This is a genomic window from Pseudoalteromonas sp. PSi26 (assembly GCF_054960575.1).
This window is the reverse complement of sequence record NZ_JBHNYT010000018.1, coordinates 21,199-42,199: the sequence shown is the minus strand read 5'-3', so window position 1 is coordinate 42,199 and position 21,001 is coordinate 21,199. Positions and strand designations below refer to the sequence as shown.

The 21,001-nt window shown below is 39.7% G+C and carries 16 protein-coding genes; 3 read left to right on the top strand and 13 right to left on the bottom strand.

Annotated features, from left to right (window positions below):
- Positions 1-289: 289 nt before the first annotated feature.
- Positions 290-499 (top strand): hypothetical protein, encoded by a 210-nt coding sequence (locus tag ACFI34_RS16635; protein ID WP_008128335.1) that lies wholly within the window; start codon positions 290-292, stop codon positions 497-499.
- Here the strand turns inward: ACFI34_RS16635 and ACFI34_RS16630 are convergent.
- Together ACFI34_RS16630 and ACFI34_RS16625 are read right to left on the bottom strand one after the other, a co-directional pair.
- Positions 496-1,101 (bottom strand): PGAP1-like alpha/beta domain-containing protein, encoded by a 606-nt coding sequence (locus ACFI34_RS16630; RefSeq protein WP_058404709.1) that lies wholly within the window; start codon positions 1,099-1,101, stop codon positions 496-498. The two genes, ACFI34_RS16635 and ACFI34_RS16630, sit on opposite strands and share 4 nt — an antisense overlap.
- 22 nt (positions 1,102-1,123) lie before the next feature.
- Positions 1,124-1,660 (bottom strand): YaeQ family protein, encoded by a 537-nt coding sequence (locus ACFI34_RS16625; protein WP_462674293.1) that lies wholly within the window; start codon positions 1,658-1,660, stop codon positions 1,124-1,126.
- Between the two features lie 91 nt (positions 1,661-1,751).
- Here ACFI34_RS16625 and ylqF point away from each other — a divergent pair, with 91 nt between their 5' ends.
- Positions 1,752-2,696: a ribosome biogenesis GTPase YlqF gene (gene ylqF, locus ACFI34_RS16620; RefSeq protein WP_462674292.1), complete on the top strand. Its 945-nt coding sequence runs from the start codon at positions 1,752-1,754 to the stop codon at positions 2,694-2,696.
- 374 nt (positions 2,697-3,070) lie between these two features.
- Here ylqF and ACFI34_RS16615 read toward each other — a convergent pair whose 3' ends face one another.
- Positions 3,071-6,049: a DUF3857 domain-containing transglutaminase family protein gene (locus ACFI34_RS16615; RefSeq protein ID WP_462674291.1), complete on the bottom strand. Its 2,979-nt coding sequence runs from the start codon at positions 6,047-6,049 to the stop codon at positions 3,071-3,073.
- Positions 6,050-6,554: 505 nt separating this feature from the next.
- Here ACFI34_RS16615 and fusA point away from each other — a divergent pair.
- Positions 6,555-8,639, top strand: coding sequence for an elongation factor G (gene fusA, locus ACFI34_RS16610; RefSeq protein ID WP_058404706.1), 2,085 nt, complete (start codon positions 6,555-6,557; stop codon positions 8,637-8,639).
- A gap of 149 nt (positions 8,640-8,788) precedes the next feature.
- On the opposite strand, the gene mdoH is transcribed toward fusA, so the two are convergent.
- From mdoH to tatA, 10 genes are all read right to left on the bottom strand, one after another.
- A complete protein-coding gene (mdoH, locus tag ACFI34_RS16605) occupies positions 8,789-10,750 on the bottom strand; it encodes a glucans biosynthesis glucosyltransferase MdoH (RefSeq protein WP_462674290.1) in 1,962 nt (653 codons plus the stop codon).
- Positions 10,722-12,341, bottom strand: a complete 1,620-nt coding sequence (locus tag ACFI34_RS16600) for an OpgD/OpgG family glucan biosynthesis protein (protein WP_462674289.1) — start codon at positions 12,339-12,341, stop codon at positions 10,722-10,724. The genes mdoH and ACFI34_RS16600 overlap by 29 nt, the downstream gene beginning before the upstream one ends.
- 259 nt (positions 12,342-12,600) lie before the next feature.
- Positions 12,601-15,327 carry an ExeM/NucH family extracellular endonuclease gene (locus tag ACFI34_RS16595; protein WP_462674288.1) on the bottom strand — a complete coding sequence of 909 codons (2,727 nt, stop codon included), beginning with the start codon at positions 15,325-15,327 and terminating at the stop codon, positions 12,601-12,603.
- A 130-nt stretch (positions 15,328-15,457) separates the two neighbouring features.
- The gene (gene hemB / locus ACFI34_RS16590) at positions 15,458-16,468 is read right to left on the bottom strand and encodes a porphobilinogen synthase (RefSeq protein ID WP_462674287.1); all 1,011 of its coding nucleotides are present in this window, start codon (positions 16,466-16,468) and stop codon (positions 15,458-15,460) included.
- 12 nt (positions 16,469-16,480) lie between these two features.
- The gene (locus ACFI34_RS16585) at positions 16,481-18,334 is read right to left on the bottom strand and encodes a sensor domain-containing diguanylate cyclase (protein ID WP_462674286.1); all 1,854 of its coding nucleotides are present in this window, start codon (positions 18,332-18,334) and stop codon (positions 16,481-16,483) included.
- Entirely contained in the window at positions 18,334-19,119 is a 786-nt protein-coding gene (locus ACFI34_RS16580; RefSeq protein ID WP_462674285.1) for a TatD family hydrolase, read from the bottom strand. The genes ACFI34_RS16585 and ACFI34_RS16580 overlap by 1 nt, the downstream gene beginning before the upstream one ends.
- Positions 19,119-19,622: a hypothetical protein gene (locus ACFI34_RS16575; RefSeq protein WP_462674284.1), complete on the bottom strand. Its 504-nt coding sequence runs from the start codon at positions 19,620-19,622 to the stop codon at positions 19,119-19,121. Before ACFI34_RS16575 ends, ACFI34_RS16580 begins: the two co-directional genes overlap by 1 nt.
- Position 19,623: 1 nt before the next feature.
- Complete coding sequence (gene tatC / locus ACFI34_RS16570) at positions 19,624-20,364, bottom strand: twin-arginine translocase subunit TatC (protein WP_462674283.1); 741 nt, start codon at positions 20,362-20,364, stop codon at positions 19,624-19,626.
- A gap of 48 nt (positions 20,365-20,412) precedes the next feature.
- On the bottom strand, positions 20,413-20,745 hold the full coding sequence (tatB, locus tag ACFI34_RS16565; protein ID WP_462674282.1) for a Sec-independent protein translocase protein TatB: 333 nt from the start codon (positions 20,743-20,745) through the stop codon (positions 20,413-20,415).
- 5 nt (positions 20,746-20,750) lie between these two features.
- Positions 20,751-20,990 carry a Sec-independent protein translocase subunit TatA gene (tatA, locus tag ACFI34_RS16560; protein ID WP_033035675.1) on the bottom strand — a complete coding sequence of 80 codons (240 nt, stop codon included), beginning with the start codon at positions 20,988-20,990 and terminating at the stop codon, positions 20,751-20,753.
- Positions 20,991-21,001 lie beyond the last annotated feature (11 nt).

Here is a 21,001-nt window from a genome sequence, read left to right as displayed (position 1 = left end):
GTTTGTTAACTTGAGTAAAGTATTACTTTTTTAGTTAGATTAGTAAAACTGTTTATATCTATATAGTTGATAGTTAAAACCTATTGCGCGATTGGTGAAAAAGTTTCTATTCAATATATATAGATATGGGGTGTAATTATTAAAATTCACCAGTTTGTTGCGTAAAATATGATCTGAAACAAGCTTAGAAGGTGTTATTAAATTTGTTAATTTATTTTTTGATTTAGGTCAAAAATCACTCTTTTTGAAAGCGCATAATAATGGCGTTGAATTAATTAGGAGAGTGAACATGTATGCAAAAACAGGCAAACAAAATAAAGCAGAGTTAATTGTGGTATGTATTGCGCTGGTGGCATTTGTGCTTGGTTTAGTAGCTCATCTAGCGGGTGCAAGTATCGCTAACTCAGACGTGTTTGGTTATATAGCTGCGCCAATTCCGTTGGTGCTCGGGGTTATTGTTATACTAAGTTATAAAATAGCTGAGGCGGCAGAAGATTAACTGCCTTCGCCTAAACACTTTAAAATATAATCGACCACTTCACGTGAGTAAATCATACTGGTATGGCTTAAGTGAAACACTTTGTGTTCTGCCATACCTTTGAGTTTAGTTTCGTCAAGAAGAACCGTTCCGTCTGACTTGCTACCCTTTACAATAAGAGGCATTAAGCCGATTGGTAGGTCGCCAGCAATACTATAAAGCTTTGCTTTAAATGGCCAGTTACCATTTTGTGTGAGTAAAAACTCAACGCTATTTTTTAAAAAAGCCTCAAATCCTTTTTGCTTCATTTTTTGTGCAATGTGACTGCCTTGATGGGGAGTACCAAGCGTTACTACTTTTGTAACGAATTGGCTGGCGCCTGAGTTAGCTTCCAAGTAAGCTCTTGCTACTAACCCACCCATAGAGTGGCATACTAAAGCTGTGGGCTCATTACCAATAAACTCATCTATTTGTGTAAAAATAGCATCACGATTTGGGTCAAGCGTATTGTATGTAAGGTTTAACACGTTAACGCCTGAGCTCTCTAGCCTAGAGCAAAGGGGGCGCATAACAAAGCCAGACATATACAAGCCATGTAAAACAATAACGTGTTTAACTTTCATATAACCCCTAAAGCAACTGCAATTACATTAATTGCTGTGGTTTTATCTCAATATTCGTATTATCAGTGTTCACCCATACCTCACCATCTTGAATGGTGACTGTAAGCTGTATGTTGCGATCAACTAGGGCTGCAAGTGCTTGTGTTGCTACATAGTCTAAACTAAAAATACTTAAATTTTTAAATTCGTACAATTTTGGTTGGTGTTTTTGCCACCATATTGCTTGGTTGTTCTCACCGTAGGTATAAAGCACAACCTTTTTAGATTTATTACAGGCTTTTTTTAGGCGCTTTTCGTCTGGTAAACCCAGCTCAATCCACAGCTCTATTTCTTCGCTGTAATTAACGTGCCAAAGCTCTGGTTCATCATCAGCGCTCAACCCTTTGGTAAACTCTAAACCATCACAATAGTTAAGTGCAAACGCGAGCAGGCGAATCATTAACCGCTGGTCAGTTTCCGATGGATGCTGAGCCAGAGTTAAACTTGTATCTTGATAAACATGGCGATCCATATCGCTAAGCGATAATTGTGCCTTCATAATGGTTGATTTAAGAGCCATAACAACTTATCTAAAAATATTTTCGCCAGTATAGCGCAATTAAATGAATTGCCAGTTAAAATAGCGTTTAAATATACGTTAGGAGTTAAAAATGGCTATCCAGTGGTTCCCTGGGCATATGAATAAAGCCCGAAATGAAATTAAAGAAATAATGCCACAAATGGATGTGATCATTGAAGTGCTTGACGCACGCATTCCTTATAGTAGCGAAAACCCAATGGTGACAACCTTACGCGAAGGCAAACCGGTCATCAAAATTTTAAATAAGGCTGATTTAGCCGATCCTAAAATGACTCAAGTATGGAAAGACTACTTTGAGCAAGAAAGTGGTGTTAAAGCGATTGCTTTTGGACATGATAAGGCCGCTGAAGTACACCGTATTAATGAGCTTTGTAAAAAGTTAGTGCCGCATAAGGTGGGTGCCGATAAGCAAATTAAAGCCATGATCATGGGGATTCCAAATGTGGGTAAATCTACATTAATTAATGTATTAGCTGGTCGTATAGTGGCAAAAACGGGTAATGAACCTGCGGTTACCAAGGCGCAGCAGCGCATTAAGCTTGAAGACGGCATTATGCTATACGATACGCCAGGGATGCTGTGGCCAAAAGTAGAGAACGAGAATTCAGGTTATCGTTTAGGTGCAACGGGTGCAATACGCGACACTGCACTTGAGTACGAAGAAGTTGCTAGTTACACCGCTGAATATCTACTGCATGCTTATCCTGAACTACTAAAAGCGCGTTATAAATTAGATGAATTGCCAGAAAACGATTGGGAATTTGTGGAAATGGCGGGTAAAAAGCGTGGTTGTATTCGTGGTGGTAACCAAATAGACACATATAAAATGTCTGAAATACTCATTAACGAACTTCGAGATGGCATTATTGGTCGCATTACCATGGAAACACCAGCTATGCGTGAAGAAGAAGAAATAATGGTTGCCGGATTACGCGCCGCTGCAGAAGCTAAAAAAGCAGCTAAAGAAGAAGAGAAAAAACAGCGCCGTGCACGCGCACGAAAAAACCGCCGTTAAATTGTGAGCTTATGTGAGTATGTTGCTCACTAAATTACAGACATAAAAAAAGCCCGTAAGGGCTTTTTTAGTTTCATATCTACCGTCACCGATATGAGCAATGTAGCAAGTAAAATAGCAGGGGGGTTACTTATCATCAACATCAAGGGGCGTTGCGGTTAATAACAAGTAACCATAGCTGTTAACGTGCGCCACACGTTGTTTCAGGGTCGAGAAAAAGTTATTCATTCCGTTACAAAGCTGTATGTTCCGCCTTGTTGATAGTGATTATCAATTAGATCTAAGTATCTGTCAATAATCAAATGCAAATAATTATCATTATCTTGTATCGCGTTTTTTATTCTCTTTTAAATCGGTATGTTAGCGTTAAATAACTACTCTTTTTTATTTTCACTTAAGCGTAAATTTATTTTATCAACTAGCACTTCATCGAGCTTATTAAACCTGCTAACAATAAGTAAAAAATCACTTCCATCTGTTTTTATTACTTTAATAGTGGTGTTATCTAGTTCAGTTTTACCGTATGAGGTTTCTATTTTATCAATGTCATTAAAGTGACTAAGGTCTGACTCAAGCTTTCCAGCATCGTTTTTGTAGTAGCTAAAAATATAATTATCAGTTATTCCGTTTCCATCGTCTCGATAGTCAAACATGGCATCACTATAAAAATAGAGAACGTCTTCACTTTCTGGTGTTAGGCGGTTACGTTTTAAAAAGTGAGTTTGATAAGCCCATAACTTTTCGCCTTTTATTATAGCGCTACCAGGTAAAATATTAGCTTCTTGAAGTACACCGAAGAGTAATATTGGCGTAAGCGCCAGAGACATAAAGTACTGTCTGACTCGCCAGTAAGAGTTGTAATGCAAAGCTTTTTGGTTGGTGTTTGCGTGCTCTATGTAACTCACTAATGGAAGCCATAGAAAAGGCATAACCAGCAATGCGATAGTGGCGTATTCTTCCATGCGGTAAACCAATGTGGTTGCAAGTACTAATAAAAATAAAACAGCAGCCCCCCAGCTTGGGATTATTTTACTTTTACTTGATTGCAATTCACTGTGTTGCTTCAGTGCTTGATAAAGGGGGTAATACCATAAAATGGCGAAAATACCGCGAGCAATAGGCATTATATTGGCATTGCTGTGCTGCTTTATAGCTTTAAAGTTGCGGTAGCACCAATAGTTAATATAAATACCTAAGCTTAAAATGCTGTAAATAATAAACTTGCTGACCGATACAGCGTAAAAGGGGTTATTTTCAAAAGTAGGGCGCTTTGCCGACTCGAGTCGCCAGTCTGCAATAAAGAAAATAAATAATAAAAGGTAACCGGCAAGTGCGTATTTAAGCCAGTTACCTCCAAGGTTATCGAGTATGTCGGCCGTTGTTTGAGGCGCCTCAGTTGTGTTTGCGTACTTTAAAATTGAGTAGTGCGTGGCTGAAATAAGTTTGTTTCGTTGCGCTAGGTAGTCGCTGATTTTATCAGCGGGAATATGGTCTTTCTTTGCGTAAAAGTGATAGCTTAGCGTTAAAATATTATCATTAAAGCTAACGGATGTTTTTAAATAAAAGTAGTCGTTATCAATCTCGTCTTGGCTATTGTCAAACGCCCAGTTTTTTTCAGTAAAATGAAGTTTTATGCTGGTGTCGATTATATTGGGGTATTCAAAATAAAGTGGGTCTGTGCGATTAGTTTGCTTTGGCTCGTAAACACTGTTTTGTATTTCAGAGGCGTAAAAATCAGCTTCATATCCGTCACTGGTTTTTTCCCAAAACTGGCCAATAAGGTACGACTCGCTAGTAATAAACTGACCTGTTTGTTGGTCCTCACTTACTGCCATAGGTTTGTCGATTTTGAGCTCGTCAAAAAAACCTTGGTAGTATTCAAGGTATGATTTTGCAACGCTGTCTAGCCCGTTGCGCGCTAAATTACTTCTGCGATTAATAGCCTGAAACTCGGCATAAGAATATTCGGTAGTAAATAGGACCGGTTCTTTTACTGTTTTAGGAATATAAAATTGATCGTTTACTATTACCTTTTTATGCACAGGCGTTTGTGCCATGGAGGTTAAGGTGCTTTCGCCATTTTTTATAATAAGGGCATAACCGTAATCAGGTTGTGCTAAATAGGGAAGTGTACCTCGTTGATAACTAATGGTTGGATCCAACCAATAGCGTTTGCCCTCGTGAGTAAGTGTAACAATAACGTGGTTAAAAACACTTGCGGTAGCCGGTAGGTCTATTAAGCGCTTTGTTTCTTCTGTGTCTACAAGGGCAGGATGCGCCTCTATTTTCATCGCTTTTAATAACGAAATAAGTAGGGCTGTTTTGTCTTTACAGTCGCCATATCGTAAAGATAGCGTTTCTGAAGCAGGTGTTGGCTGATGAGAATTAGTGCCCATTTCTAAGCCTAAATAGCGTATTTCGTCTTGGCTAAAGCGTAATGCTGCGGTAATTCTATCGGCTGTATTAGTATGCTGTGCCTGTATAGATTGTGCTACGGCGTTAATGCTATTAGGTGTTTCGATTGCCGATTTATATAGTGGTAATGCCCAATTAACAACCTCGTCCCAACTGCTATATTCAGAGAGGTAAACTTGCATGTATGGGTTGTACCAGATGGGTGTTTCAGAGTCTTGTGTGAGTAATGGTGCTTCCAATTCAGAAATAGAGTAGTCAGTACCGTATTGATTATTAGTTTGTTTTATTTGGGCTGTGCCATTCAGGGTTGCTATATTAAGAGGTGTTTGCTTACCCCATAAAACACGCATTTTTTGTTGTACTACAGGCACAGACCATCTAAGAGTGCGCCGAGTACTAAATTTATTGGCGTAGATAGGGTTGCTGCCGATAACACTGTAGCTATAGTCGAGCATATCTCCGCTTCGCATATCGTCAACAATAATATTTAAAGACAGCCTACCGTTATAAATTTTATCAGCTAGTTCAGATTCGCCTTGGATAACCGATAACCTTGCAGTTGAAAGTTTATCTATGTGCTTACCATTTCTAATTATGGAGAGTGTGTGCAATGTTAGTGTCTGATAACTTGGGTCAAAATCGAGGCTTAACTGGCTTATATAGTCAACGCCACTTTGATTAAGTGCTTGCATTACTAGGCGTGTGTAACGTTGTTGCTTTTTACGTTCGGGGACATAGGTTTGGTTGTCGAGTAATAGGTAGAGTGTGCCATCTCGCACTTTTGTCATATCACTTATTTGGGGTTGTTTTACGTCATGTAGGGTGACCCAATCACCAGGTACATCTATTTTATATTGCGTAGCATAAGCAGGTACATTAATCAGAAAAGAACTACATATTAGCAGCCAATAGATAAAGTATAGAAATATCCGTTTCATTGTTAATTCTTATTATTTTTTATTAAAGCTATACCACGTTTAGGTTCATATAGTGGCCTGTTTCTAGTTAATATTACCATATGGAATGCAATGTGAAGAGCTTTAGTATTGTGTTATTTTTAAATGCTCGCTCTGCTTTGATTTTAATTAAATAAACTTTTCTTAAATGTGTATATGGAAAAATTTACGACTATTTATTTATACCTTAAAGGGCGCAGCTGCAGTAAAAATTATTAAACATAACAATATGCTCGATATCAATAAGGCCTTTTAAGTTACCGATACAAAATTAAAAAGCATTATCTAAAACGCTATGTTTATGAAATAAAGCCTAACGTTTTTATTGGTTTATATAATAAACAGCGTGTTGTGTCGTTAATATATTCTCTTTGTAAAAAAAATATAGTGAATTGATTGCATTTTAAGCGACTTCTATGGTGATGTTCGCTTTAAGTAATGCTATACTCCCGCCGAATAATTTATCGACTTTATTAAGAGTAAAATAATGGCAGATTTATCGAAGTACAGAAACATTGGTATTTTCGCGCACGTTGATGCGGGTAAAACCACTACTACTGAGCGTATCCTGAAGCTTACAGGTACTATCCACAAAACAGGTGAGGTTCATGATGGTGAATCTACTACCGATTTCATGGATCAAGAAGCTGAGCGCGGTATTACTATCCAGTCTGCGGCAGTAAGCTGTTTCTGGAAAGATCACCGTTTCAACGTTATCGATACTCCTGGACACGTTGACTTCACTGTTGAAGTTTACCGTTCACTTAAAGTATTAGATGGCGGTGTTGGTGTTTTCTGTGGTTCTGGTGGTGTTGAGCCACAATCAGAAACTAACTGGCGCTACGCGAATGAATCAGAAGTTGCACGTATTATTTTCGTAAATAAATTAGACCGTATGGGTGCTGATTTTTACCGTGTAACTGAGCAAGTACGTAAAGTACTTGGTGCAGTACCATTAATCATGACTTTACCAATCGGTATTGAAGATGATTTTGTTGGTGTTGTAGACGTATTAGAGAAAAAAGCATACGTTTGGGATGACACTGGTCTTCCAGAAAACTACTCAATCGAAGACGTTCCAGCTGACATGGTTGACAAAGTTGAAGAATACCATGAAATGCTTATCGAAACTGCTGTTGAGCAAGACGATGACCTAATGGAAGCGTACATGGAAGGTGAAGTACCTTCTGTTGAAGATATCAAACGTTGTATCCGTAAAGGTACTCGTGACCTTGCATTCTTCCCTACGTTCTGTGGTTCAGCGTTCAAAAACAAAGGTGTTCAATTAGTACTTGACGCTGTTGTTGATTACTTACCGGCTCCAACTGAAGTTGATCCTCAACCTCTTATGGACGAAGAAGGTAACGAAAACGGCGAGTTCGCAATTGTATCTGCAGACGAACCTTTCAAAGCGCTTGCATTCAAAATCATGGATGACCGCTTTGGTGCATTAACATTCGTACGTATCTACTCTGGTAAGCTTAACAAGGGTGACACTATCCTTAATGCGTTTACAGGTAAAACAGAACGTGTTGGCCGCATGGTAGAAATGCAAGCTGACGAGCGTAAAGAGTTAACTAGCGCACAAGCTGGTGACATCATTGCAATCGTTGGTATGAAGAACGTGCAAACTGGTCACACTCTTTGTGATCCTAAGCACCCAGTAACACTTGAACCAATGGTATTCCCAACGCCAGTAATCTCGATTGCTGTACAGCCTAAAGATAAAGGCGGTAATGAGAAAATGGGTGTTGCTATCGGTAAAATGGTTGCAGAAGATCCATCTTTCCAAGTTGAGACTGATGAAGATTCAGGCGAAACTATCCTTAAAGGTATGGGTGAGCTTCACTTAGATATCAAAGTAGATATCCTTAAGCGTACTTACGGTGTAGACCTTATTGTTGGTCAACCACAGGTTGCTTACCGTGAAACTATCACTCGTGAAATCGAAGATAGCTACACGCATAAGAAACAATCTGGTGGTTCTGGTCAGTTCGGTAAAATCGACTACCGCATCAAGCCAGGCGAAGTGGGTTCAGGCTTCACGTTCACATCATCAGTTGTTGGTGGTAACGTACCTAAAGAATTCTGGCCTGCAGTTGAGAAAGGCTTTAAATCAATGATGCAAGAGGGTGTGCTAGCTGGCTTCCCAGTACTTGACGTTGAAGTAGAACTTTTCGACGGTGGCTTCCACGCCGTGGATTCATCTGCAATCGCATTCGAAATCGCTGCTAAAGGCGCTTTCCGTCAATCGATCCCTAAAGCGGGCGCACAACTTCTTGAGCCAATCATGAAAGTTGACGTGTTCACGCCAGAGGATCACGTTGGTGACGTAATCGGTGACCTTAACCGTCGTCGTGGTATGCTAAGCGACCAAGAAGCTGGTTTAACAGGCGTTCGCATCAAAGCTGACGTGCCGTTATCAGAAATGTTTGGTTACATCGGTTCACTACGTACTATGACATCAGGTCGTGGTCAGTTCTCTATGGAGTTCTCACACTACGCACCATGTCCAGCTAACGTATCTGAAACGGTAATCGCTGCAGAAAAAGAGAAAAAAGCGGCTAAGTAATTAGCCTTTTAAACTCTAAAAAAACCCGCACATGTTGCGGGTTTTTTATTGGTTAAAAATTTTTCTAACTTCTGTGTAATCTATAGTTAGAATATATTTTAAGCATAAAAGAAGGAGCGCTAAGCGCTCCTTTTTAGTGTGATATACGGTTAATTAAACTTTCTAATTAGCTTTGCTTTAAGGGTTTTGATTTTTAGTTTACGAACACGATGAAAGCGTTGTACTGGCATTGTTGTTAATTGCTCTGCAGGTAGTGCTGGCAAAGTTTCAGGGTATTGCCCTTTACTTGGTACTGATACTGTTTGTAAATGTACTTTAAGTGCAGCGAGTGTTTTGCTGTTATCAACTTCACTAGGGCATATAAATATACCTAGTTTTCTGAGCGCTACACCAAACTTAATACTACTCGAGTAACGAACAATAGGCGCTGCAAGTAGCAACCCTAATAAAATAGGGGATAACCACCAGAAAAATACAGGGGTAAAATAATAAGCTACAGAGCCCCAAACAACCGCAACGACAGTCGAAAATAGTGTATAGCCAAAGGCTTCTTTCCACGACACCATGCGGCCTTCTCGTGGCTGAGCATCCCACGTTACTTTTTTACCTAAAAACACACATACTACAAAGTAAGCATGAAAAACCATCATCAGCGGGGCCACAATAACGGCAAATAAAGTTTCAATAACTGAACCAGCTATGAGTTTAATTGACCCACCAAAATGCTTATTTCTGTGGACTAGGGTAACAATGACCCCCATTAACTTAGGCAGTAACAAAATAATAATGGTTAAATAAAGTAATGAGTCAATTAAATCTGTCTTAGCTATTTGCCATGTAGGAAATAACTGATAAGCACGATTAAAATAGACATCACTGTTTAATGCACGGGTAACGGCATCAATAGTGCTTAATGCGAGCATAGATAGCCAAATAAGCGACGATATATATGCTATGGCACCCAGTAAAAAATGAAACTTACTCATAAGCTTTAATTTATTTGATGACAATAAACCAAGGTGTTGAATATTGCCTTGTACCCAGCGCCTATCACGAATTGCGTAGTCTAATATATTGCTTGGAACTTCTTCATAGCTACCTTCAATTTCAGATAACAGCAATACATCCCAATCTGCTGAGTGAAGTAAAGAAGCTTCAACAAAGTCGTGGCTGAGAATTTCACCACCAAAGGGTGCGTTCCCTTTTAACGTAGGTAAGCCACAACATTTCATAAAGGCATCGATTCTAATTATTGCGTTATGCCCCCAGTAGTTAGCTTGATCGGTTTGCCAAAAAGCAGAGCCAGTAGCAAGCATTGGGCTATAAAGTACCGATGCGAATTGTAAAAAGCGACCAAAAAAAGTATCTTGGCGAACCGGAATAGGGATTGTCTGAATAAGACCTGCTTGCGGGTTATTGAGCATGCTAGTTGTTAGCTCAAGCATACACCTGCCAGTCATTATACTGTCTGCATCGAGTACAATCATATGATCGTATTTACTACCCCAGCGTTCACAAAAATCCGTTAGGTTGCCTACTTTGCGGTGTTTATTGTCTTCACGGCGGCGATAAAAAATATGTTTGGCAGTATCTCCTAAGCGTTCGCACAGTGCGTGCCATGCATTAAGTTCATTCTCGGCTATCTGCGGGTCTTGTGTATCGCTTAGTAAGTAAAAATCAAAGTGTTCGAGCTGTCCGGTCTCCTTAAGCGACGCAAGACTTACTTCAAAGCCAGCAATCACACGGTGGGTGTCTTCGTTGTAAATAGGCATTACAACCGCTGTTTTTTGCTTAGCAATAGCTTGGGCGTGAATCGCGATAGGTTTTATGCGCTTTAAGGTAAGTGGATCGATACGAAATAGCTGTAAAACAAACCCTATTGTGCCACTACAAAATGCTGTCACTATCCATGCAAATGTAATAGAAAATAAGACAAGTAGTGCATACTCAAGCAAAGTCATGCCGTTAGAGTTAAGTATGTCGAACATGATTGATATACCATAGCCTGATATGAATATAGCGGCAATTGCAAAAAGCCATACACGAGCTGTTTTAAATGGCATAGGTGTTCCTTTGTTTTGCTTACTTGATGTCATTTGGATACCAAACATAGCTCCATACCTCACTAATGTCTTTGTCACGTAGTTTTAACGATAAGCGCATATCGACGGGTTTGTCGTCTTGTGGTGCAATTTTAAAAGCAACACGCCAGCCGTACCCTTCTGGTAACTTTTGAACGGATACATCGCTTACTTCACCCGTAGTAAGCTGAATATCTGCATTTAACTTAAGTTGTTCAGAGAGAGCATTTAGAGCAGGGCCTGAAAAATCAACAGTGAATTGACGATGGCTTTGTGGTGGCGGGTTATCTTCACCGGGCAATGCTGCGCTGCCGATACGAGTACGCACTACATGTGCTTTTTCATGTTTGTTTAAACTGCTATTAAACGTACTCATTTTGTAGCTAAGTTTTAATGAATCACCTGCTTTGAGGGGGTTTTCTGGTACCCAGTAACTAACAATGTTGTCGTTTGTTTCGGTATCTGTTGGAATTTCTACTAGCTCAACACGGCCATTGCCCCATTCACCCTGAGGTTCAATCCACAGACTTGGGCGATCATGGTAATGTGCTTCTATATCAAAATAGTTATTAAAGTCACGGTCGCGCTGCGCAAGCCCAAAACCTTTCGGGTTTTCGTACGCAAATGACGTAACACTTAGTTGCGATGGATTGTTCAGTGGGCGCCATACCCACTTACCATCCTGTGATTGAGTTAACAAACCATCAGAGTCATGCACCTCAGGACGATAATCATCAAAAAATTTTGTGCTATTTTCACCATGATAAAACATGCTTGTTAGTGGTGCGATGCCTAACTTTTTCACGTCTTTACGGGCAAATATTTGCATGTCTATTTTAACGGTTGTGTTGGTAGTAGGGTCAATATTAAATTTATAAGCGCCAGATACAGATGGGCTATCAAGTAATGCAAACAGTACAATGTTAGTTTGTTCTGCTGCAGGTTTTACTAGCCAAAACTCTTTAAACATAGGGAACTCTTCGCCAGATGCTAGCGCTGTATCAATTGCTAATCCGCGAGCTGAAAGGCCATAAACTTGGTTTGGACCTACAACACGAAAATAAGACGCACCTTGAAACACCATAATCTCATCTTTATAACTATCAGTATTTAAAGGGTAATGAAGTCTAAACCCTGCGTGGCCAAGCCGTGTATTGGCTGTGCTTTTAGTTAACTCATCTTTTAGCGGTGCAGCCGTTCCATCGTAATTATAAAAGTCAGTATTAAAGGGAAGTCTGCTGTGTTTTGAGTCGCTATCAACAGTATTTATTCTCACCGGTGTTTTGTATAAAAAGCCTGGATGAAATAGCTGTAATTCATACAAACCATCATCTTTCCAAACAGCTTGATCTTGCTTAAAACGAATGGAGCGGTAATCCTGATAATTAATGTTATTTAGTGCATCAAGTTCAATATTGTTTGGCGCTTTATAGTCTTCACTGGCTAATTTTTTTGCACGTGCGCTGATAACATCAAATAAACTACTTTGTGAAATAGAGGCTTTGGTGGTACTTGCTAATGCTTGGTTACTAACTGCACATGTTGAAAGTGCAATAAATAAACCCAAAATCGATTTAGTATGAGACTGCCATCGTGTTGTAAATTTGATAAGTTGCTTCATTTTTTCTTCCTTTATAAAAACGGCTAGGTCACATTTAAAAGTGATTTTTTTACTTAATGGGTAAGCCTAAATTAATATTTAATTTGATGTTAAGTACTAACTTTGAGGGGGTCGCAAAGTTGTATTTAATAAAAAATTAAATATGTTCTACCTAACACAAAAGATATTAAGGGGGGATAGCTGAAGCTTGTCTGAATTATTTTTACAGAGGAATAAAAAAAGCCGCAAGAGCGGCTTTTTGTTAATTACTTTATGTTACTTATTTCTTTTTAAAGCGACGCACTATAGAAAGTGGTGCTAAAAGAAGAGATAACCAAAGCAATGAGCCAGCATCGTTATCATCATCTGAACGCAAGTTATTTACCTTCACAGCAACTTTTTCAGCTTTTGATACATTACCAACGCTATCTTCAACTTGTACAGTAAACGTAATGCGGTTTTCAAATTCATAATCAATTTCACCAGCAACAATTAGCTGACCTTGATCATTAATTGACACACTATCGTTTTCAGACACGATAAATTTAACAACAGGTGAATCTTCAGGGTTAGGATCTGAGTAATCAAGCATGCCAATAACAGTACCTACAGCGCTGTTTTCATCAATAGAGAATACTTGATCTGGGGCAACCACAGGAGTTTGTTCTTCTGGTGTAAGCACAACTTCAGATTTGATATCAACAATCACAGGGTCATGATCAGACGCGCGGTATGCACTTTCTGAGTAAAGAGTAGACTGATGCCCTTCGCTCTTAAACTCTACATTGTAATCAAGTACGATAGGCTCATCGGCATTAATGTGCCAATCTTTAGCAGCCACTACTTTGCTCAGTAAAGACTCAGTCGCCACTGCATGGTCAAGGCTACCAGCACGGCCTGAGAAGCTGTAAGAGTAAGCTAGTGTGTTACCATCAAGCTCAGCAACAACATTTTTGTAGCCTTTTTCGTCAAATTTGCGAATTGGATCTTCCATCGCGTAGGCGTTCATATCACCCACTAAGATAATATCTTCGTCGTCTACACCTGTTGGTTTGCTGTCTAACCAATCAGCAAATGCGCTTGCACCTTCTGTACGGATTTCATTCCAACATGCTTGACCATCGTTTTGATCTTCATTAGCGCCACTTGCACTACGACAACCGCCTTTTGATTTTAAATGCGCAACTGCAACAGTAAATACTTCTTGCGACTCTAACGATTTAAAGCTTTGTGCGATAGGTGTACGGTTGCTGAAATCAAATGGTGCTGCGGTAGTAATAGCAGCAGAGCCTACTTCTTCAACTTTGTTTGCGCGGTAAATAAGTGCTGTTGTTATTGCGTCAGTACCTACTTGGTTAACATTAAAGTCTACAAAAGCATATTCGTTAGCACTGTCAGCATCATTTAGTGCGTTTACTAAACTTGCAATTGCACTAAACTCACCAAAGCCATCGTTTTCAATTTCCATTAAACCGACAACGTCAGCTTGCATTGCGCTAATTGCACTTACTAACTTAGCTTCTTGGCGAACAAATTCTTCAAGTGAGTCAGCGCCGCGGCTAGTTGGGAAACCAGCGCCTTGGCCGTCACCGTTGAAGTAGTTTAGAACGTTAAAGCTTGCAACTCGCAGGTCTGCTTCAGGGTGTAATTCCGGTGCGTCTTCACGTGGGTTAGTTGCAATAAATTGCGGTGCAACTGTTGGGTGAATACGATATGTGCTAAAGCTATACGCTAATGCACCTGTTACGCTGTTCACACTATCGCCTGTACGTAATGTGTTTTCTGCTGATAAACCTGGGGTCGGGTAAGCAGTAGGATCTGAGTTTTGAACAGTTGAACCGTCATCAACTAAGATTTTTTTAGTTAGGTTTTCTACTTCAACAGCGTTAGCTGCATCGCCAGGCATAGCAACTTGTGTGCCTTGGTATAAACGTTCTGTTGCAAGCTCAACTTCACCGTAACGGCCTAAACCAAAGTTATTTGTTACAACTAACTCTTGGTCTAAAGTAACCAGCATCCCTTCAAAGGCTTCTAAATCATCTTGGCTTGCTAAAGGTAAAGAAATTTTAGTGGCACTTACTGATTGACCCGTTGCACATACCGCAACTTGAACAACATCAGATATTTGCGTTGAATCGAAGTATTCATCAACTGTACCTTGAACGCGTACGTGATCGCCAACGTTTACATCTGTATCTGCAAAGTAAACAAATACACCTTCAGAAGTTAGTGGGTTTGTATCTTCATCAGCGGCAAGAGAAGTTACAAAGAAACCTTTAAGTTCATCATCGCCTTGGAAGTCGGCAGTAACAATACCTTCTAGTTCTACTAGTGTGTCAACTAGTGGGCTTTCGTTTCCTTCGCCTTGAATAGTACTAATTAGTGTTTTGTCTGCAGCACATACGATTGGATCAATTGGATCTGGTTCAGGCTCTGTTCCGCCACCATTACCCGCGTGAGAACCGAGACCGTCAAAGGTGTCAATATCATACTGTTCCCACTCTTCACTTGGTAAAAATTCAGCAGTTGAATCGGTGCGACCTGACGTTATACTTAGCTTACGACGTAACGTTTTGTTTTGTGTTTGTGCCGTAGCATCGGACCAAAATGAACCAGGGTCAACCCCCACTTGGCCAAAGCTATCAATCACTGTATCTCCTAGCATTAATACGATAGCGTCATCACCATTAAAGCCGATACTGCTGCTTTGTAAATCAGAAAGGGCTGCTAAGTTGTCATTTGCACTTGTATGCGCAATTACATATGTTTTCTCAGCTGCCAAAGTTCCTTCAAGCGTAACCACTCCACTGGCTTCGGTTTTACCGTTAAAAAATACATTTAGAGTTACTTCATCTAGAGATACTTCAGAGGTACCGTTATTGTAGATTTCAATGGCTTTATTATTACTGCTACCTTCAACATACTCAGATATGATTAAGTTAGCGGACGCTGGTGCACTAAGACCTGCTAGTACAAGCGCCAGTGGCGTTATTTTTGTTTTTAACATTTTTTATTATTCCCGTGTATTTAAATCCCAAAATGGGACACCAGTTTAGAGAATCTAAATGACAAAAATAATACAATTATGTTAATGAATGTAAACGAAAAGGCGGTTTAACCGCCTTTTTATCAATTACTTACTTTTTAGTGAGGTATTGCGCGGCTTGCTTAGCAAAATAGGTTAATATGCCATCAGCACCTGCGCGCTTAAAAGCGAGTAAAGACTCCATAATTGTGGCTTCTTCGCTCAGCCAACCGTTATCAATAGCGGCTTTGTGCATTGCATATTCTCCGCTGACCTGATATGCGAAAGTAGGTACACCAAATTCATCTTTTACGCGGCGTACAATGTCTAGGTAGGGCATGCCGGGTTTAACCATCACCATGTCGGCACCTTCTTGTAAATCAAGCGCGACTTCTCTAATTGCTTCATCTGAGTTGGCAGGATCCATTTGATAGGTTTTTTTGTCGGCCCCTTTTAAGTTACCTGCAGAGCCTACAGCATCTCTAAAAGGCCCGTAGTAGCTAGAAGCATATTTAGCTGAGTAAGCCATAATACGTGTATGAATATGGCCATCTGCTTCAAGTGCTTCGCGAATAGCGCCAATACGCCCATCCATCATATCAGATGGCGCAACTACATCTGCGCCTGCCTCGGCGTGCGAAAGCGCCTGCTTAACAAGAATTTCAGTGGTTATGTCATTCATTACATAACCTTCATCATCAATAATGCCGTCTTGACCGTGAGTAGTAAATGGGTCAAGGGCTATATCGGTAATAACCCCAAGCTTAGGAAAAGCTTCTTTTAAAGCGCGCACCGTACGTTGTGCTAAGCCATCTTCACTGTAGGCTTCTTCGGCGTGGAGTGATTTTTTATCTGCAGGTGTCACCGGAAAAATAGCAATGGCCGGAACGCCCAAATCGGTAAGTTCTTGTGCTTCTAATAAAAGCTGATCAATCGATAAACGTTCAATTCCAGGCATTGATTCGATGATTTCTCGACGATTTTTACCTTCTAGTACAAAAACAGGGTAAATGAGGTCATTTACGCTAAGGTGGTTTTCGGCCATTAGACGACGAGAAAAGTCATCGCGGCGCATTCTGCGCATACGAGTATATGGAAAAAGGTCTAGTCCAGATTGGGCCATATTACTATGCTCCTATTGTAGGTTTTCAAAATTGACAACTTGATTACGGCCATGTTGTTTAGCGCTATAAAGTGCTTTATCTGCGCGTTCAGTAAATAATTCAGGGGTATTTATATCATCAGCGATAAATGTATATACACCGGCACTAATCGTAAATTTAATCTCAGCACCTACAACAATGACTGGGTTTTGGTATATATGTAGTCGTATTTGTTCTGCTATATCAAAGGCGCCTTGGTTTGCAGTGTTAGGGAGTAAAATTACAAACTCCTCACCGCCATAGCGAGCGACCTCATCCAGCGGTCGTTTCAAAAAGCGTTTAATAATATCAGCAGTTGCTTTTATGACGTTATCACCGCTTAAGTGTCCGTAGGTATCGTTAATTGTTTTAAAGTGATCGATATCAATCATAATAATACTTAGCGGTGTTTGTTCTCTTCGTGAACGACGAAGTTCCATTACCAGTTTCTTATCAAAAAAGCGGCGGTTTTTAGCGCCTGTTAGCGCATCTTCTGTATTTAGCTGTTCAAGCTCTCTGTTTTTTTCTTCAAGTTCTCTAAGTGTTACTTGTAGTTCAAACGTGCGCTCATCTACTTGTGATTCAAGTTCGTACTGAGCTTCTTCTTGAAGTGCGAGCCGCTCTTTTAACAGTGTGTCTTGAGCCGTACTTTCTGCAATCACAGTTTGCTGTTCGATTATCTGCTCATCTCGTTCAGTTATAAATTGCTTCATAACTGCATAACACAAGCAAAATGTACAACTAAAAAATAACACCGATATAATGACCAACCCCATCGTTTCAAAGGTGTACCATCCCATCACGGTTATAATAAAATAAACCGTTACTGCATTAAAAAAGCCTAAAGCTAGTAATAATGCATTTATAGATTTTGAAGGGTGGGAGCGAGTAGATAAGTAGGTTGTTAAAAAGTACAGACTTAAAACAAGAGGGGTTAATATTAGGCAATATGCAGTGACCAACCAGTTAGGAAGTAGCCAAATAAATAATAGAGAGACAGCAAGCAATTTTGTTATTAACTTTTGCACACGTATAATTTTTTGAGCGTGAGGCTTGCACATTTGTTGTTGAAGAGGGAAAAACAATAGCGCGATTAAAATAAGTAATATTGGCATTATTACTTGTTGGATTGTGGGAATATTTGGGTGCAAGTAACGAAATCCAAAGCCGCCAAGGTACGCTAAAAAAAGCCCTAGCGTGAAAGTGATCGCTCCCGCTAGTGCAAAATAGCGCTTTCGAGTAAATCCATACAAAAGTATACAGCTTAATGCCAGTGCTGCTAAAAAGCCGACCATTAATCCATAAACTAAGTTAAAACCCTCTTTTTGAGTTAAATAAACATCTTGTTGCCATAAACTGATAGGGATACGTAAACCTGATGGGTTACTAACTTTGAGAATAACCCGAGTGGAGGAGCTTGCTGGAAGCGTTAATTTAGTTAACAAAAACTCACTCTTTATAGTACGTTCGTCAAGTGAGAATGAATCACCTAGCCGCATTTCTGACAGTATTTGTGCATTTCTCAAGTGAAACAGCTGAACTTCATTTAAAAATGGATTGTCTATTAAAATTAATGGACTAAAGCGACTATTTAACGTGTTATTTATTTCAAACGTAACCCAAACAGGGCGGCTTTCTAGGCCAAAATTTAACAGTTTGGTGTTAACCGAATGCCATTTATTAGGCTCAAGTTGTAAAGCTGTTTCTATCGATGAAGGCTCAAAAGAATAAGTAAGATTTGTAACGATATGGGATGAAAAATCTGAATTTATTACTACGGTAGACGCAAAGCTTTTAAAAGTGAAAAGCACTATAAGTAGGCAAATAGCAGCCTTTAAACTGTTCATTAACGGGCTTCTAAACCAAAAACAGTATAAAAGTTATCTGTTGTTTGCTTAGCCACACTCTTGGCATCTATTTGATATAGCTCAGCAAGTGTTTGGCAGACATGCGTTAATAGTGCTGGCTCATTTCTTCGCGACTTAGGCTTTGGTTTAACTGTGCGTGGAATTAAAAAAGGCGCATCAGTTTCTATGAGTAAGCGGTTTAAGGGAATGCTTGGAACTAAAGCTTGCAATGCTTGTCCGCGTCTTTCATCACAAACCCACCCTGTGATACCAATGTATAGACCTAATGCTAAATAGCTTTTGAGTGCGCTTTCGTCTCCTGTAAAACAGTGAAGTACACCGCGAACATTGAACTCCGTAAGAATATTGATCATGTCATCACTCGCATCACGTTCATGCAAATAAACCGGTAAATTTAACTGTTTGGCAAGTGCAAGTTGGCGTCTCAATACGCTACGTTGAATATTACGAGGCGAAAAATCACGGTTATAATCAAGCCCGCATTCACCAATAGCAACAACCTGAGGTTGAGTGGCAAGTAATGTTAATTGGTCTTCTAATGAATCAGTTGCTGTTTTGGCATCATGTGGGTGAATACCGGCGGTTGAAAACAAGTGATAGCTTTTAGCAAGTGCTAAAGATTGCTCACTCGATGAAATGTCGCAACCAATAAGCAGCATTTTTTCAACACCCGCACTTTTAGCGCGAGTAATGACATCCAAATGCTCATCATCAAACTGGTGGTTTGTTAAGTTAACGCCAGCATCAACCAGTATATAAGACATTACTTGGTTCGTTTAACGCGAATAGAACGGTTTTGACCATCTTTACTAAGTAAAAATGAATTAAATACCCCGCGGGTAATGGTTACAGAATCAGACTCTTTCAAACGCATGCTATCAGAACCAATTTGACGCCACTTTTGGTTGTTATTTAATGTAATAATGAGTTCACCATAGGGGGCTTTATCTACTGAAGTTACAGTTGCTTTAATTTCACTGTCTTTTTCTGTGCGATCTTCTTTATGCTCTAGGCCAAAGTCATCTTTTGGCCCCTCAACTGCCGCTACAGCAGGAGTACTTGTTGAAGCGCTTGGATCTGTAAGTTTTTGAGTTACCGTTGATTTTGTAAGTGGCTTTCCAGCCATTGTATTGTCGTAACACAATAGGCGGTTAAAATCATTTTCGATAAAGCTACATGCTTTTAGTGCTTGTGTATTAATGTCTGACTGCGCAGAAAATACGGGTGCGCTCAATATAACCAGTAGTGAGAGTATTTGTTTTTTCATTTTATTCCTCAACTTCTTCTCGTGGTTTAGCGGTGTAAAATTTCGCTAAAATTAAACCTAATTCAAACAAAAGCAACATCGGAAATGCTAATAATGTCTGTGATAAAACATCGGGCGGCGTTAAAAACATCGCCACAACAAAAACACCCACCACAATATAAGGGCGCTTTTCTTTTAAGCTCGTTGTTGTCGTTGCACCACTCCAGCACAAAAGCATAATAGCAACTGGAATTTCAAATGCGACGCCAAACGCAAAAAACAGCTTTAATACAAACCCTAAATAACTACTTATATCTGGCGCTAGGGTCATCATTTCAGGCCCCGTATTGGTAAAAAAACCTAAAATAATGGGTAGCACTACAAAATAGCAAAATGCGATACCGCCATAAAATAGTAAAATACTGGAAGCAAGAATAGGCATCAGCATTTTCTTTTCATGTTGATATAATCCCGGCGCTATGAACCCCCAAATTTGATGCAATATCCAAGGTATAGACGCAAATAATGCAACAAATAAAGTCAGCTTAAATGGGGCAATGAAGGGGCCAGTGACATCGGTTGCAATCATGGTTGCAGTGCTTGGTAAATGAGAGACTAGCGGCTGTGCAACAAACGCGTATATATCGTTTGCAAAATACACTATTGCAATAAAAATAACTAAAATACTCAACAGTGATTTTATAAGCCTGTCACGCAACTCTATTAAATGAGCTACAAACCCCGATTTTACTTCCTCAACCATTTTTATTTATACCATTTAGTAAGTTGACCATAGAAAGGTAAATTAAATTCACTTTTTTTCATCAATTTGTTGGTTAGGTTCTGATTCTTGTGGCTGTTTTTTATAGCTGTGAGTTACTGATTCTGCAGCCTGCTTTAGCTCACTTAATGAGCTTTGTAATTCAGGGCTTAAATCTTGTAGGTTTTGTTGCTCAGCTTTTTTTAGGTTTTCGTGGAGCTCGTGTACGCGCAATTCTTCACTCACTTCAGCTTTAACTGAATTAGCAAGAGATTTAACAGTTTTGATCCAGCGACTAACCGTTCTTATTGCAACGGGTAAACGTTCAGGTCCCAATACAATAAGCCCTACAATAAAAACAACAATTAGCTCCCACATGCCCATGTTAATTAAGCCTTATCGGTGTCTTTTGTTTTTTCGGTATCAGTAGTCGTCGTTTTTTGTGACGTTTGAATTTGTTCAGGGGAGTCTGTTTCAGTTGGTTTTTCATCCGACATTGCTTTTTTAAACCCCTTAACAGCACCGCCTAAGTCACCCCCCATGCCGCGTAATTTTTTAGTACCAAAAAGAAGTACAATGATTGCCAAAACAATCAATAATTGCCAAATACTAATACCGCCCAATCCCATGGTTCTCTCCA

What these genes read in the sequence shown, in the direction of transcription:
- ACFI34_RS16635 (WP_008128335.1), top strand. Translation starts at nt 290, where the DNA reads ATGTATGCAAAAACAGGCAAACAAAATAAAGCAGAGTTAATTGTGGTA.
- ACFI34_RS16630 (WP_058404709.1), bottom strand. Translation starts at nt 1,101, where the DNA reads ATGAAAGTTAAACACGTTATTGTTTTACATGGCTTGTATATGTCTGGC.
- ACFI34_RS16625 (WP_462674293.1), bottom strand. Translation starts at nt 1,660, where the DNA reads ATGGCTCTTAAATCAACCATTATGAAGGCACAATTATCGCTTAGCGAT.
- ylqF (WP_462674292.1), top strand. Translation starts at nt 1,752, where the DNA reads ATGGCTATCCAGTGGTTCCCTGGGCATATGAATAAAGCCCGAAATGAA.
- ACFI34_RS16615 (WP_462674291.1), bottom strand. Translation starts at nt 6,049, where the DNA reads ATGAAACGGATATTTCTATACTTTATCTATTGGCTGCTAATATGTAGT.
- fusA (WP_058404706.1), top strand. Translation starts at nt 6,555, where the DNA reads ATGGCAGATTTATCGAAGTACAGAAACATTGGTATTTTCGCGCACGTT.
- mdoH (WP_462674290.1), bottom strand. Translation starts at nt 10,750, where the DNA reads ATGTTTGGTATCCAAATGACATCAAGTAAGCAAAACAAAGGAACACCT.
- ACFI34_RS16600 (WP_462674289.1), bottom strand. Translation starts at nt 12,341, where the DNA reads ATGAAGCAACTTATCAAATTTACAACACGATGGCAGTCTCATACTAAA.
- ACFI34_RS16595 (WP_462674288.1), bottom strand. Translation starts at nt 15,327, where the DNA reads ATGTTAAAAACAAAAATAACGCCACTGGCGCTTGTACTAGCAGGTCTT.
- hemB (WP_462674287.1), bottom strand. Translation starts at nt 16,468, where the DNA reads ATGGCCCAATCTGGACTAGACCTTTTTCCATATACTCGTATGCGCAGA.
- ACFI34_RS16585 (WP_462674286.1), bottom strand. Translation starts at nt 18,334, where the DNA reads ATGAACAGTTTAAAGGCTGCTATTTGCCTACTTATAGTGCTTTTCACT.
- ACFI34_RS16580 (WP_462674285.1), bottom strand. Translation starts at nt 19,119, where the DNA reads ATGTCTTATATACTGGTTGATGCTGGCGTTAACTTAACAAACCACCAG.
- ACFI34_RS16575 (WP_462674284.1), bottom strand. Translation starts at nt 19,622, where the DNA reads ATGAAAAAACAAATACTCTCACTACTGGTTATATTGAGCGCACCCGTA.
- tatC (WP_462674283.1), bottom strand. Translation starts at nt 20,364, where the DNA reads ATGGTTGAGGAAGTAAAATCGGGGTTTGTAGCTCATTTAATAGAGTTG.
- tatB (WP_462674282.1), bottom strand. Translation starts at nt 20,745, where the DNA reads ATGGGCATGTGGGAGCTAATTGTTGTTTTTATTGTAGGGCTTATTGTA.
- tatA (WP_033035675.1), bottom strand. Translation starts at nt 20,990, where the DNA reads ATGGGATTGGGCGGTATTAGTATTTGGCAATTATTGATTGTTTTGGCA.